Consider the following 20,358-nt stretch of genomic DNA (forward strand, 5'->3'; position numbering starts at 1 on the left):
CTGTGTACAAGTGTATTTTTCATTTATTTGTTGCCTTTATGATTGTGTATAGTTTTGTGGAAATTTAGATTTTTTCATTTTTTATCCACAATTTTTATCCACATTTTATTTTTTCTGTGGATAGATACATTATTTTCACTCGTTCTGTGGATAACTTTTTAAAAATATGCTACACTATAAAAAATATTATCCTATGATAAAGAAAGGAAAAATCTATGGAAAACGCACAAGCCATTTGGGAAAATTTACTTGTAAAATTACAACATATTTTTGCTCCTAACATTTATAATTCCTTTATATTACCGGCAAAACCAATTAGTTTTTATCAAAATACATTTATTATTTCGGTTAATCAATTAATTAGACCGCATTGGGATCAGTTTTTACAAAATTCAATTACACAAATTTTATCAGAAAATTACCCTAATATTACTATTGTGGTGCAGTCAGAAATTGAACCAATACAAACAACACCACCGGTATCCTTACCACAAAATCATTCAATAAAATTAAAACCACAATATACATTTGATAACTTTATCGTTGGAGAAGGCAATCGTATGGCTCACGCAGCAGCACTTGCCGTTAGTGATTCCCCCGGTAATTTCTATAACCCATTATTCATTTACGGTGGTTCAGGTTTAGGAAAAACACATTTAATGCACGCCATTGGAAATAGTATTTTACAAAATAAACCTCAAGCTAATATTCGTTATGTCACTAGTGAAGATTTCGTTAATGAATTTACCACTGCTATTCGTCACGGTGCAATGGAAGAATTTAAAAATAACTATCGTCAAGTGGATTTACTATTAGTCGATGATATTCAATTTTTAGCTGGAAAAGAACAAACATTAGATGAATTTTTCCATACCTTTAATACATTGCGAGATGCAGGTAAACAAATTGTTTTAACGAGTGATCGATTGGCAACGGAAATTCCTGAATTGCCTGCACGTTTAGTTTCACGATTCAGTTCTGGATTATCTTCTGATATTACACCTCCAGATTTAGAAACACGTACAGCCATTTTAAGAAAAAAAGCAAATAGCAATCAAATTACAATTCCTGATGAAACATTAAATTATATTGCTGGACAAGTAAATTCTAATGTCCGTGAATTAGAAGCAGCTTTAACACGTGTTAATTTTTATGCGGTAACAAAACGTCAAGACATTACAACCAGTTTAGCAGCCGAAGCACTGCAATCCTTATTTAGTTCAGACGAATCAAAAATGGTATCTATTTTTGACATTCAAAATGAAGTATGTAAATTATTTAATGTCACTATCGAACAATTAAAAGGGAAACAACGTAATAAAGAAATCGTTATTCCTAGACAAATTGCTATGTATTTATCTCGTGAAATTACAGATAATTCATTACCAAAAATAGGACAAGCCTTTAATAAAAAAGATCATACCACTGTAATGCACGCTTGTATGAAAATAGACACGATTATTCAAGAAAACTCTGATATTTTACTCATTCAACAAATCAATCAATTAAAATCAAAATTACGTTAGTGGATAACTTTTTCTTTATCCACACTTTTTATCCACAATCTAATCAATTGATTTATCTAAACAAAATAGACTTATACACACAATTCACAAGTCCTACTACTATTATTATATTTATTTAATATTATATAAAGGAGATACCATGAAATTTACAATTAACAAAAATCAATTTTTAAAACATCTATTAGATGTTCAACGTGCCATTTCATCAAAAAGTGCAATCGCTATTTTAACAGGTATTAAATTAAACGTTACAAAAGACGGTATTTATTTAACAGGAAGTGATGCTAATATTTCCATTGAAAAAATGGTATTAAGTAAAGATGAAGAAAATGGTTTAACCATTCATGAAACTGGAAAATTAGTGTTACCTTCACGTTTCTTTATAGAAATTATTAAAAAATTACCTAATGATACTGTTGATATTACGTTATTAGACCATCAAAAATTACAAATTAAATCAGGACAATCAACATTTAACATTAATGGGTTAGATGCTGACCTTTATCCAATTATTGAAAATATTGAAAGTGATACATCAAATACCATTCAATTACCAACATTTTTATTTAAAACAGTATTATCACAAACGATGATTGCTGCTTCTACAAGTGAGCAACGTCCGATTTTAACAGGGATTCATTTAGAAATTAAAAATGGTGAACTAATCGCTACAGCAACGGACTCACATCGTATGAGCAAAAGAATTGTTAAATTACCAAATATTTCTGAAAATGTTTCACACGATTGCGTTATTCCTGCTAAAAGTTTAAGTGAATTAACAAAAATCATTTCAGACGACGATCAATTAACAATGGTTCTTTCAGAAAATAAAGTGTTATTTATTTCTGAAAATCTATATTTTTACTCACGTTTATTAGAAGGAAATTATCCTGACGTAACACGCTTATTATCACAAGAAATGACAACACACATCACAATAGATGCCAATGCCTTTTTACATGCCGTAGAACGTGTATCTATTTTATCAACAGAAGGTAAAAACGATATTGTGACATTGGATAGTACAGCATCAGAAAATATTAAGTTATACACTGAATCATCTGAAATCGGTTATGTTGAAGATGTATTATTGCCAACAGCATTTAAAGGTAATGGATTAAAAATTGCGTTTAACCCTAACTATATGAAAGACGCTTTACGTGTGTTATCAGGGCATGACGTGATTATCGGGCTAATGGATGAAGGTAGACCATTTACATTAAAAGCAAGTGATGATGAATTAAATCAATTTATCCAATTAATTACGCCTATACGTACAAGAAACTAAAAAATGATAAATTTCATTATTTTGATAAAAAACGGCTTAAAAGGCCGTTTTTTTGCGTTTTTCCATTTTTTAAGGTATAATTTATGATGAATTATTGTGTGAAGAAGGTGTAAAAATGCAAGTTGTTGAAATAAATGAAAACTACATTACGCTAGGTCAAGTTTTAAAAATTGCCGATGTCATTAGTAGCGGCGGTATGGCAAAGTGGTATTTAGCCAATCACACCGTCTATTTAGATGGCGAATTGGAAAACCGACGTGGTAAAAAAGTGTATCATGGTTCTATTATTGAATTAGAAAATGGTACAAAAATTATTGTAAAGCAAGTGGCATAATCATGTACGTTGAACAATTAAGCCTTTCACATTTTCGTAATTATACGAAACAAACGGTTGAATTTTCACCTAAAATCAACATTATGATTGGTGAAAATGCACAAGGTAAAACAAATCTTATTGAAGCGTTACATGTTTTAGCATTAACGAAAAGCCATCGAACGCATAACGATAAAGATTTAATTCAATTTCAACAAGAATTCACTAAAATTGATGCACTCATTACAAAACAAAATAAAATCCCTTTGCAGTTAATCATTCATCACAAAGGTAAAAAAGCATCAATTGGTAAAATTGAACAAAAAAAACTTAGTGATTATGTCGGTTTTTTAAAAGTAGTGGTTTTTGCTCCAGAAGATTTAGATATTATTAAAGGCACACCAGCAATTCGTCGTAAGTTTATTGATATGCAATTAGGACAAATGAATAAATTGTATTTAAATTATTTATCCACTTATCAAAAAACGTTAAAACAACGCAACACCTATTTAAAAGAAGCACAATTGGATACGGTTTATTTTGATATTCTTACTGAAGAATTAGCTAAATTATCGGCAATTATTTTACATTACCGATTAGCTTATATCCAACAAATCACCCATTACGCAAGCACCATTAATTTAAGCATTTCTCAACAAAAAGATGCACTATCTATTGCATACATTAGTCAGCTTGACAATGTTACTGACACATCAATAGACAAGCTTGAACAAAGGTTTATGCAACTCTACCACAACAATAAAGAAAAAGAACTGTATCAACGAAAAACACTTTATGGCATACATCGAGATGACGTTATTTTTTATGTCAACGGCAAAAATGTGCACGATTTTGGGTCACAAGGACAACAACGAACGGTCGCATTAAGCGTCAAATTAGCCGAAATCGATAGTATTTTTGACCAGACGGGAGAATACCCCATTTTATTATTAGATGATGTTTTATCCGAATTAGACGATTTACGCCAAACGTATTTACTGAAAACCGTTGAAAATAAAGTACAAACGTTTATCACAACAACTAATTTAGAAGGTATTCAAAAACATTTAATTGAACAACCTAAAATATTTCACATTAAGGAAGGAAGTGTAACATATGACTGAAAACGTTAAAAATTTAGGACAGGATTATGATGCCAGTCAAATTCAAGTATTGGAAGGATTAGAAGCTGTTCGCAAGCGTCCCGGAATGTATATCGGGTCAACAAGTGCTTCAGGTTTACACCACTTAGTGTGGGAAATTGTTGATAACTCGATTGACGAAGCGCTAGCTGGGTTTGCGACAAGCATTCAAATTATCATTAATCAAGATAATAGTATTACCGTTTTAGATGATGGACGTGGTATTCCGGTAGATATTCAAGAAAAAACGGGAAGACCCGCAGTAGAAACCGTCTTTACTGTTTTGCACGCTGGAGGAAAATTTGGTGGCGGCGGTTATAAAGTGTCCGGTGGATTGCATGGTGTAGGGGCATCGGTTGTTAACGCATTGTCAAAATCATTAACCGTCCAAGTACACCGTAATGGCAATATTTATGAGCAATCTTACACATACGGAAATGTTGTAGAAGACTTAAAAATTGTTGGTACAACGGATAAAACAGGAACACAAGTTCATTTTGTACCAGACGAAACAATTTTTACAGAAACAACTATTTATGATTTTAATCGATTGATGACACGTGTACGTGAATTAGCTTTTTTAAATAAAGGTTTACGCATTGTTATTGAAGATAAACGTGAAAATCAACAACAAGTCAAAGAATTCCATTACGAAGGTGGAATTAGTAGTTATATTGATTACTTAAACGAAGGTAAAGTCGTGTTATTTGATGACCCAATTTACATTGAAGGCGAACAAGATAACATTCAAGTGGAAGTGGCTTTACAATATAACGACAGTTATTATGGCGATATTTTAAGTTTTACGAATAATATTCACACGCACGAAGGTGGAACACACGAACAAGGTGTGCGTACCGCTTTAACACGTGTTATTAACGACTATGCTAAAAAAAGCAAGTTAATTAAAGAAAATGAAGATAATTTAACGGGTGATGATGTTCGTGAAGGATTGATGTGTGTTGTATCCATTAAACACCCAAATCCACAATTTGAAGGACAAACAAAAACCAAATTAGGAAACTCTGACGCAAGAAAAGTAACAGAACGCTTGTTTGCAACATACTTTGAAAAATTTCTTTTAGAAAACCCACAAGTTGCTAAAAAAATTGTGGAAAAAGGGATTTTAGCTTCTAAAGCGCGTCAAGCTGCTAAACGTGCACGTGAAATGACACGTAAAAAATCAGGTTTAGAAATTAGTAATTTACCCGGTAAATTAGCAGACTGCTCAAGTAAAGAAGCAGAATTATGTGAATTATTTATCGTAGAGGGAGATTCTGCGGGTGGTTCTGCCAAACAAGGACGTTCTCGTATGTATCAAGCCATTTTACCAATTCGTGGTAAAATTTTAAACGTTGAAAAAGCAACCCTTCATAAAATTTTAGAAAATGAAGAAATTCGTTCACTTTTTACCGCAATGGGAACAGGATTTGGTGCAGAGTTCGACGTCTCTAAAGCGCGTTACCATAAATTAGTGATTATGACCGATGCCGATGTCGATGGTGCTCACATTCGAACATTACTACTGACGCTATTTTATCGCTATATGCGTCCATTAGTAGAAGCAGGTTATGTTTATATTGCTCAACCACCACTCTACCAAGTTAAACAAGGTAAAGTTGTAAAATATTTAGCATCGGATACTGAATTAAAAGAATATTTAGAAACATTACCATCAACACCAAAACCAAGTATTCAACGTTATAAAGGGCTTGGTGAAATGGATAAAGAACAGTTGTGGGAAACAACCATGAACCCAGAAAATCGTCGTATGCTTAAAGTAAGCGTGGCAGATGCTGCTGAAGCCGATAAAGTGTTGGATATGTTGATGGGTGATCGTGTTGAACCACGTCGTAAATTTATTGAAGATAATGCAAAATACGTTCAAAACTTAGATGTGTAAGAAAGGAGGTAAACCATGTCAATAGAAAGAGATTTAAGAAATGAAACATTTGAAAATGCTAATTTAAGTCAAGAAATGCGAACATCATTTTTAGACTATGCAATGAGTGTCATTGTATCGCGTGCTTTACCCGATGTACGTGATGGATTAAAACCTGTACATCGTCGTATTTTATACGGCATGCATGAATTAGGTGTAACACCAGATAAAGCCTATAAAAAATCAGCGCGTATTGTCGGTGATGTTATGGGGAAATACCATCCACACGGTGACGTGGCGATTTATGATGCTATGGTGCGTATGGCACAAGATTTCAGTTACCGTTACCTATTAGTAGACGGTCATGGAAACTTTGGTTCGATTGATGGTGATGGTGCTGCTGCGATGCGTTATACCGAAGCAAGAATGTCTAAATTAACTTTAGAAATGTTACGTGACATCAATAAAGATACAATTGATTATCACGATAACTACGATGGTAGTGAACGTGAACCAGACGTTTTACCTGCACGTTTTCCAAACTTACTTGTTAATGGTGCTTCTGGTATTGCCGTAGGGATGGCAACAAATATTCCACCGCATAATTTAGGTGAAGTCATTTCAGCCATTCAAGTGTTAATGGAAAATCCAGACGCTACTGTGGCTGAATTGATGGACGTTTTACCTGGACCAGATTTTCCAACTGGTGGTATTGTGATGGGAAAATCCGGTATTCGTAAAGCGTACGAAACGGGTAAAGGAACGATTATTGTTCGTGGTAAGGTCGATATTGAACAGTTACCAAACGGTAAAGAACGCATTTTAATTAGCGAATTACCTTACATGGTCAATAAAGCCAAATTAGTTGAAAAAATTGCTGAATTAGGCCGTGACAAACGTATTGATGGTATTACCTATGTTGCTGATGAATCAGGTCGTGAAGGTATGCGTGTTGTGGTGGAAGTGCGCCGCGATACGAGTGCAAGCGTTGTCGTCAATAATTTGTATAAATTAACACAATTGCAATCGTCTTTTGGTTTCAATATGTTGGCGATTGAAAAAGGTGTGCCAAAAACATTAGGTTTGAAGGCAATATTAGAAAATTATTTAGAGCATCAAGAAGATGTCATTAAACGACGTACCATTTTTGATAAAAATAGAGCACAAGCACGTGCCCACATTTTAGAAGGTTTACAAATTGCTTTAGACCATATCGATGAAATTGTAGCGATTTTACGTTCATCAAAAACAGGAGATGAAGCAAAAGCCATCTTTATTTCAAAATATGGGTTATCCGATAAACAATCTCAAGCTATTTTAGATATGCGTTTAGTTCGTTTAACAGGATTGGAACGTGAAAAAATTGATGCCGAACATGCAGAATTAATGGCATTAATTTCTGATTTAACGGATATTTTGGCAAACCGTTACCGCATTTTAAATATTATTAAAGACGAATTAGCCGATATTCAAGAGCGTTTTGGAGATGAAAGACGTACCGAATTATTAGTTGGTGAAGTATTGAGTCTTGAAGATGAAGATTTAATTGAAAAAGAAAATATTGTCATTACATTAACGAATAATGGTTACATTAAACGTTTGCCAAATAGCGAATTTAGAAAACAAAAACGTGGTGGACGTGGTGTACAAGGTATGAATATGCATGACGGCGACTATATATCCAATTTAGTGGCATGCTCTACACACGATAATTTACTATTCTTTACAAACAAAGGAAAAGTATATCGTATGAAAGGGTATGAAATTAATGAACATTCACGAACAGCAAAAGGTCTACCAATTGTTAACTTGCTACCAATTGAAGCACAAGAAACAATTCAAACCATTATAAATATTGATAAAGATATTACTGAAGATACTTGCCTATTATTTGGTACGCGACAAGGTGTCGTAAAACGTGTATCGTTGAATGACTTTAAAAATATTCGTACGAACGGTTTAAAAGCCATCAATATGCGTGAAGATGATGAATTGATTGATGTCTTGATCACCGATGGTACACAAAACATTATTATTGGAACACACTTTGGCTATTCTGTAAGTTTTAACGAAGCAGATGTTCGTGTGATGGGACGTACCGCAACGGGTGTACGTGGTGTAAAATTACGCCAAGGAGATTATGTTGTCGGCATGTCGATTTTAAATAATAATTCAGAAGTGTTAGTGATTACTGAAAACGGATATGGTAAACGTACACCGGCAAATGAATATGCGATTAAGAGTCGTGGTACTAAGGGTATTAAAACGGCAAATATTACTGAAAAAAATGGTAATTTAATTGGTTTAATTACCGTTGACGGTAGCGAAGACATTATGGCAATGACCGATACAGGTGTCATCATTCGTTTTGCTTGTGGAGAGGTATCACAAACCGGAAGAGCTACACAAGGTGTTCGCTTAATGCGTTTAGATGACCAAGCAAAAGTTTCTTCATTTGTTAAAATTAATCATGAAGACGATGAAAGTGATGAAGAATAATAAAAACAAAATAATATGCAATTTAAAAGCGACTGACTAAAATAATCGGTCGCTTTTAGCATTATAAAATGTATTTACTGTTATCAACGATAACTAGCATTTTCGTAATATTATTTAAAGCAGTATTGGTTGGTTTTACTGTCATCAATATAATGGCACTCACTATACAAAGAATAACGACAATAATCAAACTAATCATAATCATTTTAAGTAGTCTATTGATTGAATTTTGATTTTTTTCATCGAACGTACTCATAAATATTCCACTCCTTGTGTTATCGTATTCACGTAAAAAGTTTTAGACAAAACATATTGTGATGATTCATATGTTAACCGTATCATAAAAAAATAAAAAAACAAGACTATTAATATCAGTAAAAAAGAGTTATAATAAAATATTGGTAGCGCTTTCTTTTTTTATTTTACTATTACTCTCTCCAAAATTTACACCTATCACAACTGTTAAAAAAGTGATACAAGTATGGGCAGTGTAGAAATTTTAAAGCGAAAGTTTTGAAAAAATCAATGGCAAAACGGTTGTTACACTGTTTAGATTAAAATTTTTAAGTACATCTTAAATTCATTTTACTAAAATAATCTAGTTTGGATAATTTAAATTTAAAAATGCTTTTAAAATAGGCTTAGAAAATTTGACAGAAATTACTTCAATTTAGTACAATGTTTAGGTGTGAGTATCTATATCAATAGATCACTCTCCTTGCTCTTTTTAGAGCCAAAGTCCATAAGGAGGTAAAAATAATGAGTCAAACAACTAACTACGAAATTTTGTATGTTATTCGTCCTAATATCGAAGAAGCTGCAAAAGAAGAATTGGTTGCACGTTTCGATGCCATTTTGACTGATAATGGTGCTACTATTTTAGAGTCAAAATTATTCGGTAAACGTCGTTTAGCTTATGAAATCAAAGATTTCCAAGAAGGAATCTACCACATCGTAAAATTAACAGCTGCTGATGCAACTGCAATTAACGAATTTGATCGTTTAGCTAAAATCAATACTGACATTTTACGTCACATTGTCGTAAAAGAAGAAGCTTAATAGATAGCAAGGAGGCAGAAAAATGAATGTTGTTACATTAATTGGTCGCTTAACGCGAGACGTAGAATTACGTTATACACCAAACGGAAATGCTGTTGGTCGTTTTTCATTAGCAGTTAACCGTCGTGTGCCAAACCAAAATGGTGAACGCGTTGCTGATTTTATTAACTGTGTAATTTGGAATAAACCGGCTGAAACATTAGCTCAGTATACGAAGAAAGGTGCATTAATTGGTGTACAAGGTCGTATTCAAACGGGCAGTTACGAAAAAGAAGGACAACGTATTTATACAACAGATATTGTTGTTGAAAACTTTGATTTCTTAGAATCAAAAGGTTCAAATGAATCACAAGCATCTACAGCGCAGTTCCATTCACAACAAACTACTGCTCCACAAAATAACACAACTACACAAGTAAGTAACGATTTTGAAATGTTTGAAATTTCAGATGATGACTTACCGTTCTAGTAGCGTGATTTTAATAGGAGGAATATACAATGGCTAACCAACAACGTCCAAACCGTGGTGGCGGAATGCGTAGACGTAAAAAAGTATGTTACTTTACTGCTAATCATATTGAATTTATCGATTATAAAGATACAGAACTTTTAAAACGTTTCATTTCAGAAAAAGGTAAAATCTTACCTCGCCGTGTAACTGGTACAAGCGCAAAATATCAACGTATGTTAACAGTTGCAATCAAACGTGCACGTGTAATGGCTTTACTACCATTCACTACTGTAGACTAATGAGATGGTGGCGACGAATAGTCGTCGCCTTTTTTTTATAAAATGTTTCACGTGAAACATTTTATAAAAAAAAGAAAACTAATGGTATAATAAAAGAAAGAGAAAGGAAGATAATCATGCAAGTAATTTTTTTGAAAGATGTTAAAGGTTCAGGTAAAAAAGGTGAAGTAAAAAATGTTGCCGACGGTTATGCAAAAAACTTTTTAATCAAAAATGGATATGCAAAAGAAGCCAATAAAAGTGCATTAAGTGAATTGAATGGACAAAATAAAGCGATTGAAAAAGAAAAACAAGCTCAACTCGAACATGCACAACAATTAAAAGAGTTAATTGAAAAAGAAGATACAGTTGTTGAATTGTATGCAAAAGCAAGCGATGACGGACGTATTTTTGGAAGCATCACGAATAAACAAATTGCTGATGTATTATCAAAAGAATTTAACATTGATATTGATAAACGTAAAATTGAAATGAATGCACCAATTAAAGCGTTAGGTTATGTAAAAATTCCAGTTAAATTGCATTCACAAGTATCAACAAACGTTACAGTACTGATTAAAAAACAAAATTAGGGTAAATTATGGAAACTATCGTTGAAGAAAGACAATTACCACGCGATTTAGTTGCAGAAGAAGCCGTATTAGGATCAATTTTATTTGATTCTAATGTCTTTTTAGACTTAGGCACGATTACGCCACAAGACTTTTATGGCGTTCGTAATCGTTTAATATTTACTGCAATGGGAGATTTAATCAATCGTAATGAAACGATTGATTTGATTACATTGCGTGCTGAATTAGATAAACAAAATCAACTCGATAATGTTGGTGGATTAGACTATTTATTAGAGTTGTCTAAAAAAACACCTACAGCAGCAAATGCACAATACTATGCAGATATTGTTGTTGAAAAATCAATATTAAGACGCTTGATTAACAGTGCAAATAATATCATTTCTAAAAGTGTTGACGACACACAGTCGATGGAAGAAATTATTGAATTTGCTGAAAAAGAAATTTTCAGTATTTCAGAAAATAAATCACGTGATGGATTTATACGCATTTCGGATATTTTAAGCACAACTGTTGAAAATTTAGAAATATTAGCAAAACAAAAAGGTGATGTGACAGGTGTCCCTACCGGATATCCCGAACTAGACCGTATGACAACCGGATTGCACGAAGATGAGTTAATTATATTAGCCGCTCGTCCAGCTGTTGGTAAAACGGCGTTTGTGTTAAATATTGCGCAAAACGTTGCCGTTAAAGAAAAAGGAACGGTAGCTATTTTTAGTTTGGAAATGGGTGCAGAATCATTAGTTAATCGTATGATTTGTGCACAAGGAAGCATTGACGCGCACAATATGCGTACGGGTAATTTAACCAATGATGAGTGGGATAAATTATTTTTTGCTATGGAAACATTGGCAAATACAAATACGTATATTGATGATACTCCAGGTATTAAAATTTCTGAAATACGTGCGAAATGCCGCCGTTTAGCACAAGAAAAAGGATCTATTGATTTAGTTGTTATTGACTATTTACAATTAATTGAAAGTGCAGGACGTAGTAGAGAAAACCGTCAACAAGAAGTTTCTGAAATTTCACGACAATTGAAAAAATTGGCAAAAGAATTAAAAGCGCCAATTATTGCGTTATCTCAATTATCTCGTGGTGTAGAGCAACGACACGACAAAAGACCTGTCTTGAGTGATATTCGTGAATCAGGATCTATTGAACAAGACGCCGATATTGTTGCCTTTTTATATCGTGATGATTACTATCAACGCGAAGGCAGTGATAAAAAAGACAAAACAGATAAAAAAGACACCGTTGAAGAACAACCAATTGAAAACAATATTGTCGAAGTGATTATCGAAAAAAACCGTAGTGGTGCACGTGGTACAGTGAAATTATTATTTAAAAAAGAATACAATAAATTTTCACCAATCGCATTGGAACAACCACCACAATAAAATGTTTCACGTGAAACATTTTATATTTTGGATATATAGAAATTACTATAAAATTAACATATAAAACAGAGGTGATTTTCCTTGTTATTAAATTGTACGTTTAAAATAAGGGAAATCGCTTTTTTTATCTACATACAATTTGGATTGGTGACTTATGCCATTCAATCTAAAAATCAGCAAACTTTTTTGTGTATATAAAATAAAAAAGTATTATTGAAATGAAAAAAGTTATAAATTACGTAATTGAATTGATTAACGTTATAATGAAAATAAACCATATCAACTTGTGATTAAATTCACAAATAAATAAAAGTGATATTTTTAAAATTAAAATAATAAGCGTCAGCGTTAAAAGTAAATGGGCTTCTTTGTATAGAATATTTTTTGTTAATTTTAGACATGAACCCCTAATTTAAAAAATAATTGAAATTTAACGAAATATCGTTAAAAAGTCTTTAAAAAGCATTGACACTAAAGGGTTATCGTGTTATTTTATGAAAGGTGCTTTTATAGACAGATTCCTGAATAATCAGTCGTGCTGACTGATATAAAAGCAAACAACCTATTTTCAGGTTTTTATTTTTATTCAAAAAATGAAACACCTGGATGTGTGGACTTAGAAAGTCCTTTAAAATGAACCCTTTTGGGAAGGAGGAAAACAGAAATGCCAACCATTAACCAATTAGTACGCAAACCTCGTAAATCAGCTGTTGAAAAATCTAATTCTCCAGCATTAAACAAAGGTTATAACAGTTTCAAAAAATCTCAAACGAACACAAGCGCACCTCAAAAACGTGGTGTATGTACTCGTGTGGGAACAATGACACCTAAAAAACCTAACTCTGCGTTACGTAAATACGCACGTGTGCGTTTGTCAAACTTAATTGAAGTAACTGCATACATTCCAGGTATCGGCCACAACTTACAAGAACACAGTGTTGTGTTAATCCGTGGTGGACGTGTTAAAGACTTACCTGGGGTACGTTACCATATTATTCGTGGTGCTTTAGATACTGCTGGTGTGAACAACCGTATGCAAGGTCGTTCTAAATACGGTACTAAACGTCCAAAAGAGAAAAAATAATTTGCATTTAAATGATAAAAACATAACTAATTGAAAGGAGGAAATTTAAATGCCTCGTAAAGGTCCAGTTGCAAAACGTGATGTGTTACCAGATCCGTTATACAATTCAAAATTAGTAACTCGTTTAATTAACCGTTTAATGGTTGATGGTAAACGTGGTACAGCAGCAACAATCTTATATCAAGCATTTGATATTGTTAAAGAACAAACTGGCAATGATCCAATGGAAGTTTTCGAACAAGCTATGGAAAACATTATGCCATTATTAGAAGTTAAAGCTCGTCGTGTTGGGGGTTCTAACTATCAAGTCCCTGTAGAAGTACGTGCTGATCGTCGTACAACTTTAGGTTTACGTTGGTTAGTAAACTACGCACGTCTACGTGGTGAAAACACAATGGAATTACGTTTAGCGCGTGAAATCATGGACGCTGCTAACAATTCTGGTGCTTCAGTTAAAAAACGTGAAGACACACATAAAATGGCAGAAGCAAACAAAGCGTTTGCACACTACCGTTGGTAAGATTAAATGCCTTTAGGCATCTAATGTTCAAGTCAATCAAGCTGTTACCGAAGTCTATTTTTAACTTCGGTATTTCGCTAAAAACAACAAATTAATAAGGAGCAAAATTCCAATGGCAAAAAGAGAATTTTCTTTAGAAAATACACGTAATATTGGTATCATGGCTCATATCGATGCAGGTAAAACAACGACAACAGAACGTGTTTTATACTACACTGGTAAAATCCACAAAATTGGTGAAACTCACGAAGGTGCGTCACAAATGGACTGGATGGAGCAAGAGCAAGAACGTGGTATCACAATTACATCTGCTGCAACAACAGCGCAATGGAAATCAACACGTATCAACATCATCGATACACCAGGACACGTGGACTTCACGGTTGAGGTTGAACGTTCATTACGTGTGTTAGATGGTGCCGTAGCATTGTTAGATGCACAATCAGGTGTTGAGCCACAAACAGAAACAGTATGGCGTCAAGCGACAACTTATGGCGTGCCACGTATTGTTTTCGTTAACAAAATGGATAAAACAGGTGCTGACTTCTTGTACTCAGTGGACACAATTCACAACCGTTTACAAGCAAACGCTCACCCAATCCAATTACCAATTGGTTCAGAAGACACTTTCACTGGTATCGTTGACTTAGTGAAAATGAAAGCTGAAATTTATACTAATGACTTAGGTACAGACATTCAAGAAACAGAAATTCCAGCAGATATGGTGGAATTAGCTGAAGAATGGCGTACAAAATTAGTTGAAGCAGTAGCTGAAACTGATGAAGAATTAATGGAAAAATACTTAGAAGGCGAAGAATTAACAGAAGCTGAATTAAAAGAAGGTATCCGTAAAGCTACAGTTCGAGCAGAATTCTACCCAGTATTGTGTGGATCTGCCTTCAAAAACAAAGGTGTTCAATTAATGTTGGACGCTGTTGTAGATTACTTACCATCTCCAGTGGATGTACCAGCTATCAAAGGTATTGACCCAGATACAGAAGAAGAAACAGAACGTAAAGCAAGCGATGAAGAACCATTCGCAGCGTTAGCGTTTAAAGTTATGACTGACCCATTCGTAGGTCGTTTAACATTCTTCCGTGTGTACTCAGGCACATTACAATCAGGTTCTTACGTTCAAAATGCTACAAAAGGCAAACGTGAACGTGTAGGACGTATCTTACAAATGCACGCAAACAGCCGTCAAGAAATTCCTGAAGTATTCTCAGGTGACATTGCTGCTGCTGTAGGTTTAAAAGATACAACAACAGGGGACACATTGTGTGATGAAAAACATGAAGTTATTTTAGAATCAATGGAATTCCCAGATCCAGTTATCGAAGTTGCGATTGAGCCAAAATCAAAAGCTGACCAAGATAAAATGGGTATCGCTTTACAAAAATTATCAGAAGAAGACCCAACATTCCGTGCTTCAACTAACCCAGAAACAGGTGAAACAATCATCGCTGGTATGGGTGAGTTACACTTAGATATCATCGTTGACCGTATGAAACGTGAATTTAAAGTAGAAGCAACTGTTGGTGCACCTCAAGTTTCTTACCGTGAAACATTCCGTGCAGCTACTCAAGCAGAAGGTAAATTTGTTCGTCAATCAGGTGGTAAAGGTCAATACGGTCACGTATGGATTGAATTCACACCAAACGACGAAGGTGCAGGTTTCGCCTTTGAAAACGCAATTGTCGGTGGTGTTGTTCCACGTGAATACATCCCTGCAGTTGAAGCTGGTTTAAAAGATGCAATGGAAAACGGTGTATTAGCTGGTTATCCATTAGTTGATATTAAAGCTAAATTATACGATGGTTCATACCATGACGTTGACTCTTCTGAAACAGCGTTTAAAGTGGCCGCATCTATGGCACTTAAAGCCGCAGCGAAAAAAGCTAGCCCAACAATCTTAGAGCCAATGATGGCCGTTGAAATTACAGTACCAGAAGAATACTTCGGTGATGTAATGGGTCACATTAACTCACGTCGTGGACGTGTTGAAGGTTCTGAGTTACGTGGTAATGCACAAGTTGTTAAAGGTATGATTCCGTTATCTGAAATGTTCGGATACGCAACAACTTTACGTTCTGCAACTCAAGGACGTGGTACATTCTCTATGACATTTGATCACTATGAAGATGTTCCAAAATCAATTATGGAAGAAATCATCAAGAAAAACGGCGGAAACAAAGACTAATTTTCTTGAAAGATTACATAATTAATATAGTTGATTTTCTTATTGAAAGTCAGTATAATTGATAAAGAATATGTAGAGAAGCGATTCTCTATTATATATAACAAAAAAATTATTATTCGGAGGAATTGAACAAAATGGCAAAAGAAAAATTTGACCGTTCTAAACCACACGTTAACATTGGTACAATCGGACACGTTGACCATGGTAAAACAACATTAACAGCTGCTATTACAACAGTATTAGCTAAAAAAGGTTACGCAGAAGCATCTGACTACGCTTCTATCGATAAAGCTCCAGAAGAGCGCGAACGTGGTATCACAATCAACACTTCTCACGTTGAATACCAAACAGACAACCGTCACTATGCACACGTTGACTGCCCAGGACACGCTGACTACGTTAAAAACATGATTACTGGTGCTGCTCAAATGGACGGTGGTATCTTAGTAGTATCTGCTGCTGATGGTCCAATGCCACAAACTCGTGAGCACATCTTATTATCTCGTCAAGTTGGTGTTCCATACATCGTTGTTTTCTTAAACAAAATGGACATGGTTGACGACCCAGAATTAATCGAATTAGTAGAAATGGAAGTTCGTGACTTATTATCAGAATATGATTTCCCAGGTGACGACACTCCAATCATCGCTGGTTCAGCTTTACGCGCTTTAGAAGGTGACGCAGAATACGAACAAAAAATCTTAGATTTAATGGACGCAGTTGACGAATACATCCCAACACCAGCTCGTGAAACAGACAAACCATTCATGATGCCAGTTGAAGACGTGTTCTCAATCACAGGTCGTGGTACTGTTGCTACAGGTCGTGTTGAACGTGGACAAGTTAAAGTTGGTGACGAAGTTGAAATCGTAGGTATTGCAGAAGAAACTTCTAAATCAACAGTTACTGGTGTTGAAATGTTCCGTAAATTATTAGATTACGCTGAAGCTGGTGACAACATTGGTACTTTATTACGTGGTGTTACTCGTGATGACATCGAACGTGGACAAGTATTATCAAAACCGGGTTCTATCACACCACATACAAAATTTACAGCTGAGGTTTACGTATTAACTAAAGAAGAGGGTGGACGTCACACTCCATTCTTCTCAAACTACCGTCCTCAATTCTACTTCCGTACAACAGACGTTACAGGTGTTGTTAACTTACCAGAAGGTACTGAAATGGTAATGCCTGGTGATAACGTTACTGTTAGCGTAGAATTAATTCACCCAATCGCGATTGAAGAAGGTACAAAATTCTCAATCCGTGAAGGTGGACGTACAGTAGGTGCGGGTGTTGTTGCTTCTATCGAAGCTTAATACCAAATCGTTATTAAACTTGAAAGCAGGAGATTTATCTTCTGCTTTTTTGTTGTTTTTAAGGTTTCCATTCTACTTTTTTGAAGTTTTAAAAATCAGATTCAATAAAAAGTAGTCATGCAAATTCATGTAGATACATTATCGTTGTAAATGATAAAAACAATAGAAGGGAAATGTTCATTATTGAACAGTATGATAATGGTTGTAAATGTTTATAAATTTAGCGATAGTCTAAATAACAAATGATTTGTGAAAGTATAAAATAAAAGGCTCAAAAAATTGGGAAAGTATCGCGTTTATTATTTCAACCCTTTGTATCTTTTATATTTTTATAGTATAATTATTATACAAAAAGGGGATAACAAAATGAAAGTAATCAATTTAAAAAATAAACAAACGGTTTTAGATTTGTGTGCAAAACATATTAAACGTGTCGGAACAATTGATTATCGGAAAATAATGGTGCTCATTCACGTTGACAATCATCCGATTTACAAAACACTTATTGTATACACAGATAATCGTCTGTACTATTCACCACATCCAACAAAAAAGTTAATTGAAAATATGGGAATGGTTTTAGGGCAATCATACGAAGAAAATATTAGTAAAGGGGAACATCGTGTGCGGGTGTATAAAGCGCCGTACGTATTTAAAAATATTATGGTTATTCCAGATAAAGGTGTTGCGCGTGGTGGAGTTAATTGGTTTTTCGCCAATCACATGACCGGATACCACGTTGAACCGAAAAGTGAGTTAGTAACGATACATTTTCAAGAGAGTATGATTCAAACACAAATAACTCAAGAAAGCTTCCAAAGACAACTGGATAGAATCTGTAGTGTATATTATCGGCAAATAAAAGAGATAGAATCGTGGAATTTTACGGGAAATACCCGTTCAAGTTTTATTTACACTGAAACGATAAATCGTTATCGGAATCAGCATTTTATTAATGAATGGACCGAAAATTACTAACAAAAAATAAGTAAAAACGAAAAAATTGCAATTTTCTAAAAAAAGTTTTAAAAAAAGGTTGACGGTTTCAGGTGAGTTTGATATTATAACTAAGTCGTCAAGACGACATAGCCCTTTGAAAACTAAACAAAGTAAAGACAAACCAAATGTGTAGGGATTATTAAGTCAATTAATAACCAAACAAAACAATAAATCGGATGAAAATTCGAACAAGTCAGTAATTTAAATGAGCTTTAAAAACTCAAATTTTTAATGAGAGTTTGATCCTGGCTCAGGACAAACGCTGGCGGCGTGCCTAATACATGCAAGTCGAGCGGGGTTGTGAAGAGTGCTTGCACTTTTCACGCTTAGCGGCGGACGGGTGAGTAACACGTGGGTAACCTACCTGCAAGATGGGGATAACAGTCGGAAACGACTGCTAATACCGAATAGTCAGCACATTCGCATGAACGTGTTGGGAAAGGCGGCGTAAGCTGTCACTTGTAGATGGACCCGCGGCGTATTAGCTAGTTGGTGAGGTAACGGCTCACCAAGGCAATGATACGTAGCCGACCTGAGAGGGTGATCGGCCACATTGGGACTGAGACACGGCCCAAACTCCTACGGGAGGCAGCAGTAGGGAATCTTCGGCAATGGACGAAAGTCTGACCGAGCAACGCCGCGTGAGTGAAGAAGGTTTTCGGATCGTAAAACTCTGTTGTTAGAAAAGAACACCTCTTAGAGTAACTGCTAAGAGATTGACGGTATCTAACCAGAAAGCCACGGCTAACTACGTGCCAGCAGCCGCGGTAATACGTAGGTGGCAAGCGTTGTCCGGATTTATTGGGCGTAAAGCGAGAGCAGGCGGTTCCTTAAGTCTGATGTGAAAGCCCACGGCTCAACCGTGGAGGGTCATTGGAAACTGGGGAACTTGAGTGCAGAAGAGGAGAGTGGAATTCCATGTGTAGCGGTGGAATGCGTAGATATATGGAGGAACACCAGTGGCGAAGGCGACTCTCTGGTCTGTAACTGACGCTGAGTCTCGAAAGCGTGGGGAGCAAACAGGATTAGATACCCTGGTAGTCCACGCCGTAAACGATGAGTGCTAGGTGTTAGAGGGTTTCCACCCTTTAGTGCCGCAGCTAACGCATTAAGCACTCCGCCTGGGGAGTACGACCGCAAGGTTGAAACTCAAAGGAATTGACGGGGACCCGCACAAGCGGTGGAGCATGTGGTTTAATTCGAAGCAACGCGAAGAACCTTACCAAGTCTTGACATCCTTTGACCACTCTAGAGATAGAGCTTTCCCTTCGGGGACAAAGTGACAGGTGGTGCATGGTTGTCGTCAGCTCGTGTCGTGAGATGTTGGGTTAAGTCCCGCAACGAGCGCAACCCTTATTACTAGTTGCCAGCATTCAGTTGGGCACTCTAGTGAGACTGCCGGTGACAAACCGGAGGAAGGTGGGGATGACGTCAAATCATCATGCCCCTTATGACTTGGGCTACACACGTGCTACAATGGACGGTACAACGAGCAGCGAACTCGCGAGGGTAAGCGAATCTCTTAAAGCCGTTCTCAGTTCGGATTGTAGGCTGCAACTCGCCTACATGAAGCCGGAATCGCTAGTAATCGCAAATCAGCACGTTGCGGTGAATACGTTCCCGGGTCTTGTACACACCGCCCGTCACACCACGAGAGTTTGTAACACCCGAAGCCGGTGGGGTAACCAGTAATGGAGCTAGCCGTCTAAGGTGGGATAGATGATTGGGGTGAAGTCGTAACAAGGTAGCCGTATCGGAAGGTGCGGCTGGATCACCTCCTTTCTAAGGAAAAGAAG

At 35.5% G+C, this 20,358-nt stretch carries 17 protein-coding genes and 1 rRNA gene; 17 read left to right on the plus strand and 1 reads right to left on the minus strand.

Features of this window, described 5'->3' with window-relative positions; genetic code table 11:
* The first annotated feature begins 215 nt into the window (after nt 1–215).
* The 6 genes from dnaA to gyrA all read left to right on the plus strand — a co-directional run bounded on the left by dnaA (nt 216) and on the right by gyrA (nt 8,650).
* Nucleotides 216–1,526: a chromosomal replication initiator protein DnaA gene (dnaA, locus tag J7S27_00005; protein ID QTU82954.1), complete on the plus strand. Its 1,311-nt coding sequence runs from the start codon at nt 216–218 to the stop codon at nt 1,524–1,526.
* A gap of 139 nt (nt 1,527–1,665) precedes the next feature.
* On the plus strand, nt 1,666–2,814 hold the full coding sequence (gene dnaN / locus J7S27_00010) for a DNA polymerase III subunit beta (protein ID QTU82955.1): 1,149 nt from the start codon (nt 1,666–1,668) through the stop codon (nt 2,812–2,814).
* Nucleotides 2,815–2,929: 115 nt separating this feature from the next.
* Nucleotides 2,930–3,148, plus strand: coding sequence for a S4 domain-containing protein YaaA (gene yaaA, locus J7S27_00015; GenBank protein ID QTU82956.1), 219 nt, complete (start codon nt 2,930–2,932; stop codon nt 3,146–3,148).
* A 2-nt stretch (nt 3,149–3,150) separates the two neighbouring features.
* Nucleotides 3,151–4,251, plus strand: coding sequence for a DNA replication/repair protein RecF (recF, locus tag J7S27_00020; protein ID QTU82957.1), 1,101 nt, complete (start codon nt 3,151–3,153; stop codon nt 4,249–4,251).
* Nucleotides 4,244–6,172: a DNA topoisomerase (ATP-hydrolyzing) subunit B gene (gene gyrB / locus J7S27_00025; protein ID QTU82958.1), complete on the plus strand. Its 1,929-nt coding sequence runs from the start codon at nt 4,244–4,246 to the stop codon at nt 6,170–6,172. The genes recF and gyrB overlap by 8 nt, the downstream gene beginning before the upstream one ends.
* A gap of 15 nt (nt 6,173–6,187) precedes the next feature.
* Nucleotides 6,188–8,650 carry a DNA gyrase subunit A gene (gene gyrA, locus J7S27_00030; GenBank protein QTU82959.1) on the plus strand — a complete coding sequence of 821 codons (2,463 nt, stop codon included), beginning with the start codon at nt 6,188–6,190 and terminating at the stop codon, nt 8,648–8,650.
* A 61-nt stretch (nt 8,651–8,711) separates the two neighbouring features.
* Here the strand turns inward: gyrA and J7S27_00035 are convergent, their stop codons facing one another.
* A complete protein-coding gene (locus J7S27_00035; protein ID QTU82960.1) occupies nt 8,712–8,906 on the minus strand; it encodes a hypothetical protein in 195 nt (64 codons plus the stop codon).
* A 503-nt stretch (nt 8,907–9,409) separates the two neighbouring features.
* On the opposite strand from J7S27_00035, the gene J7S27_00040 reads away from it, so the two are divergent.
* From J7S27_00040 to J7S27_00090, 11 genes are all read left to right on the plus strand, one after another.
* The gene (locus J7S27_00040; GenBank protein ID QTU82961.1) at nt 9,410–9,709 is read left to right on the plus strand and encodes a 30S ribosomal protein S6; all 300 of its coding nucleotides are present in this window, start codon (nt 9,410–9,412) and stop codon (nt 9,707–9,709) included.
* Between the two features lie 22 nt (nt 9,710–9,731).
* Complete coding sequence (ssb, locus tag J7S27_00045) at nt 9,732–10,178, plus strand: single-stranded DNA-binding protein (GenBank protein QTU82962.1); 447 nt, start codon at nt 9,732–9,734, stop codon at nt 10,176–10,178.
* A gap of 29 nt (nt 10,179–10,207) precedes the next feature.
* Nucleotides 10,208–10,459, plus strand: a complete 252-nt coding sequence (locus tag J7S27_00050) for a 30S ribosomal protein S18 (GenBank protein ID QTU82963.1) — start codon at nt 10,208–10,210, stop codon at nt 10,457–10,459.
* Nucleotides 10,460–10,575: 116 nt separating this feature from the next.
* Entirely contained in the window at nt 10,576–11,031 is a 456-nt protein-coding gene (rplI, locus tag J7S27_00055) for a 50S ribosomal protein L9 (GenBank protein ID QTU82964.1), read from the plus strand.
* 8 nt (nt 11,032–11,039) lie between these two features.
* Nucleotides 11,040–12,437: a replicative DNA helicase gene (gene dnaB / locus J7S27_00060; GenBank protein ID QTU82965.1), complete on the plus strand. Its 1,398-nt coding sequence runs from the start codon at nt 11,040–11,042 to the stop codon at nt 12,435–12,437.
* A 664-nt stretch (nt 12,438–13,101) separates the two neighbouring features.
* Nucleotides 13,102–13,521: a 30S ribosomal protein S12 gene (gene rpsL / locus J7S27_00065; GenBank protein QTU82966.1), complete on the plus strand. Its 420-nt coding sequence runs from the start codon at nt 13,102–13,104 to the stop codon at nt 13,519–13,521.
* 49 nt (nt 13,522–13,570) lie between these two features.
* Nucleotides 13,571–14,041, plus strand: coding sequence for a 30S ribosomal protein S7 (gene rpsG / locus J7S27_00070; protein ID QTU82967.1), 471 nt, complete (start codon nt 13,571–13,573; stop codon nt 14,039–14,041).
* A gap of 112 nt (nt 14,042–14,153) precedes the next feature.
* Nucleotides 14,154–16,241, plus strand: coding sequence for an elongation factor G (fusA, locus tag J7S27_00075; protein ID QTU82968.1), 2,088 nt, complete (start codon nt 14,154–14,156; stop codon nt 16,239–16,241).
* Between the two features lie 134 nt (nt 16,242–16,375).
* Complete coding sequence (gene tuf, locus J7S27_00080; protein QTU82969.1) at nt 16,376–17,563, plus strand: elongation factor Tu; 1,188 nt, start codon at nt 16,376–16,378, stop codon at nt 17,561–17,563.
* A 366-nt stretch (nt 17,564–17,929) separates the two neighbouring features.
* Nucleotides 17,930–18,541, plus strand: coding sequence for a competence protein ComK (locus tag J7S27_00085; GenBank protein ID QTU82970.1), 612 nt, complete (start codon nt 17,930–17,932; stop codon nt 18,539–18,541).
* A 248-nt stretch (nt 18,542–18,789) separates the two neighbouring features.
* Nucleotides 18,790–20,344 (plus strand): 16S ribosomal RNA (locus J7S27_00090).
* The last annotated feature ends 14 nt before the right edge of the window (nt 20,345–20,358 follow it).

This window comes from Carnobacteriaceae bacterium zg-C25, from assembly GCA_017945845.1.
Taxonomy (GTDB): domain Bacteria; phylum Bacillota; class Bacilli; order Lactobacillales; family Aerococcaceae; genus WM01.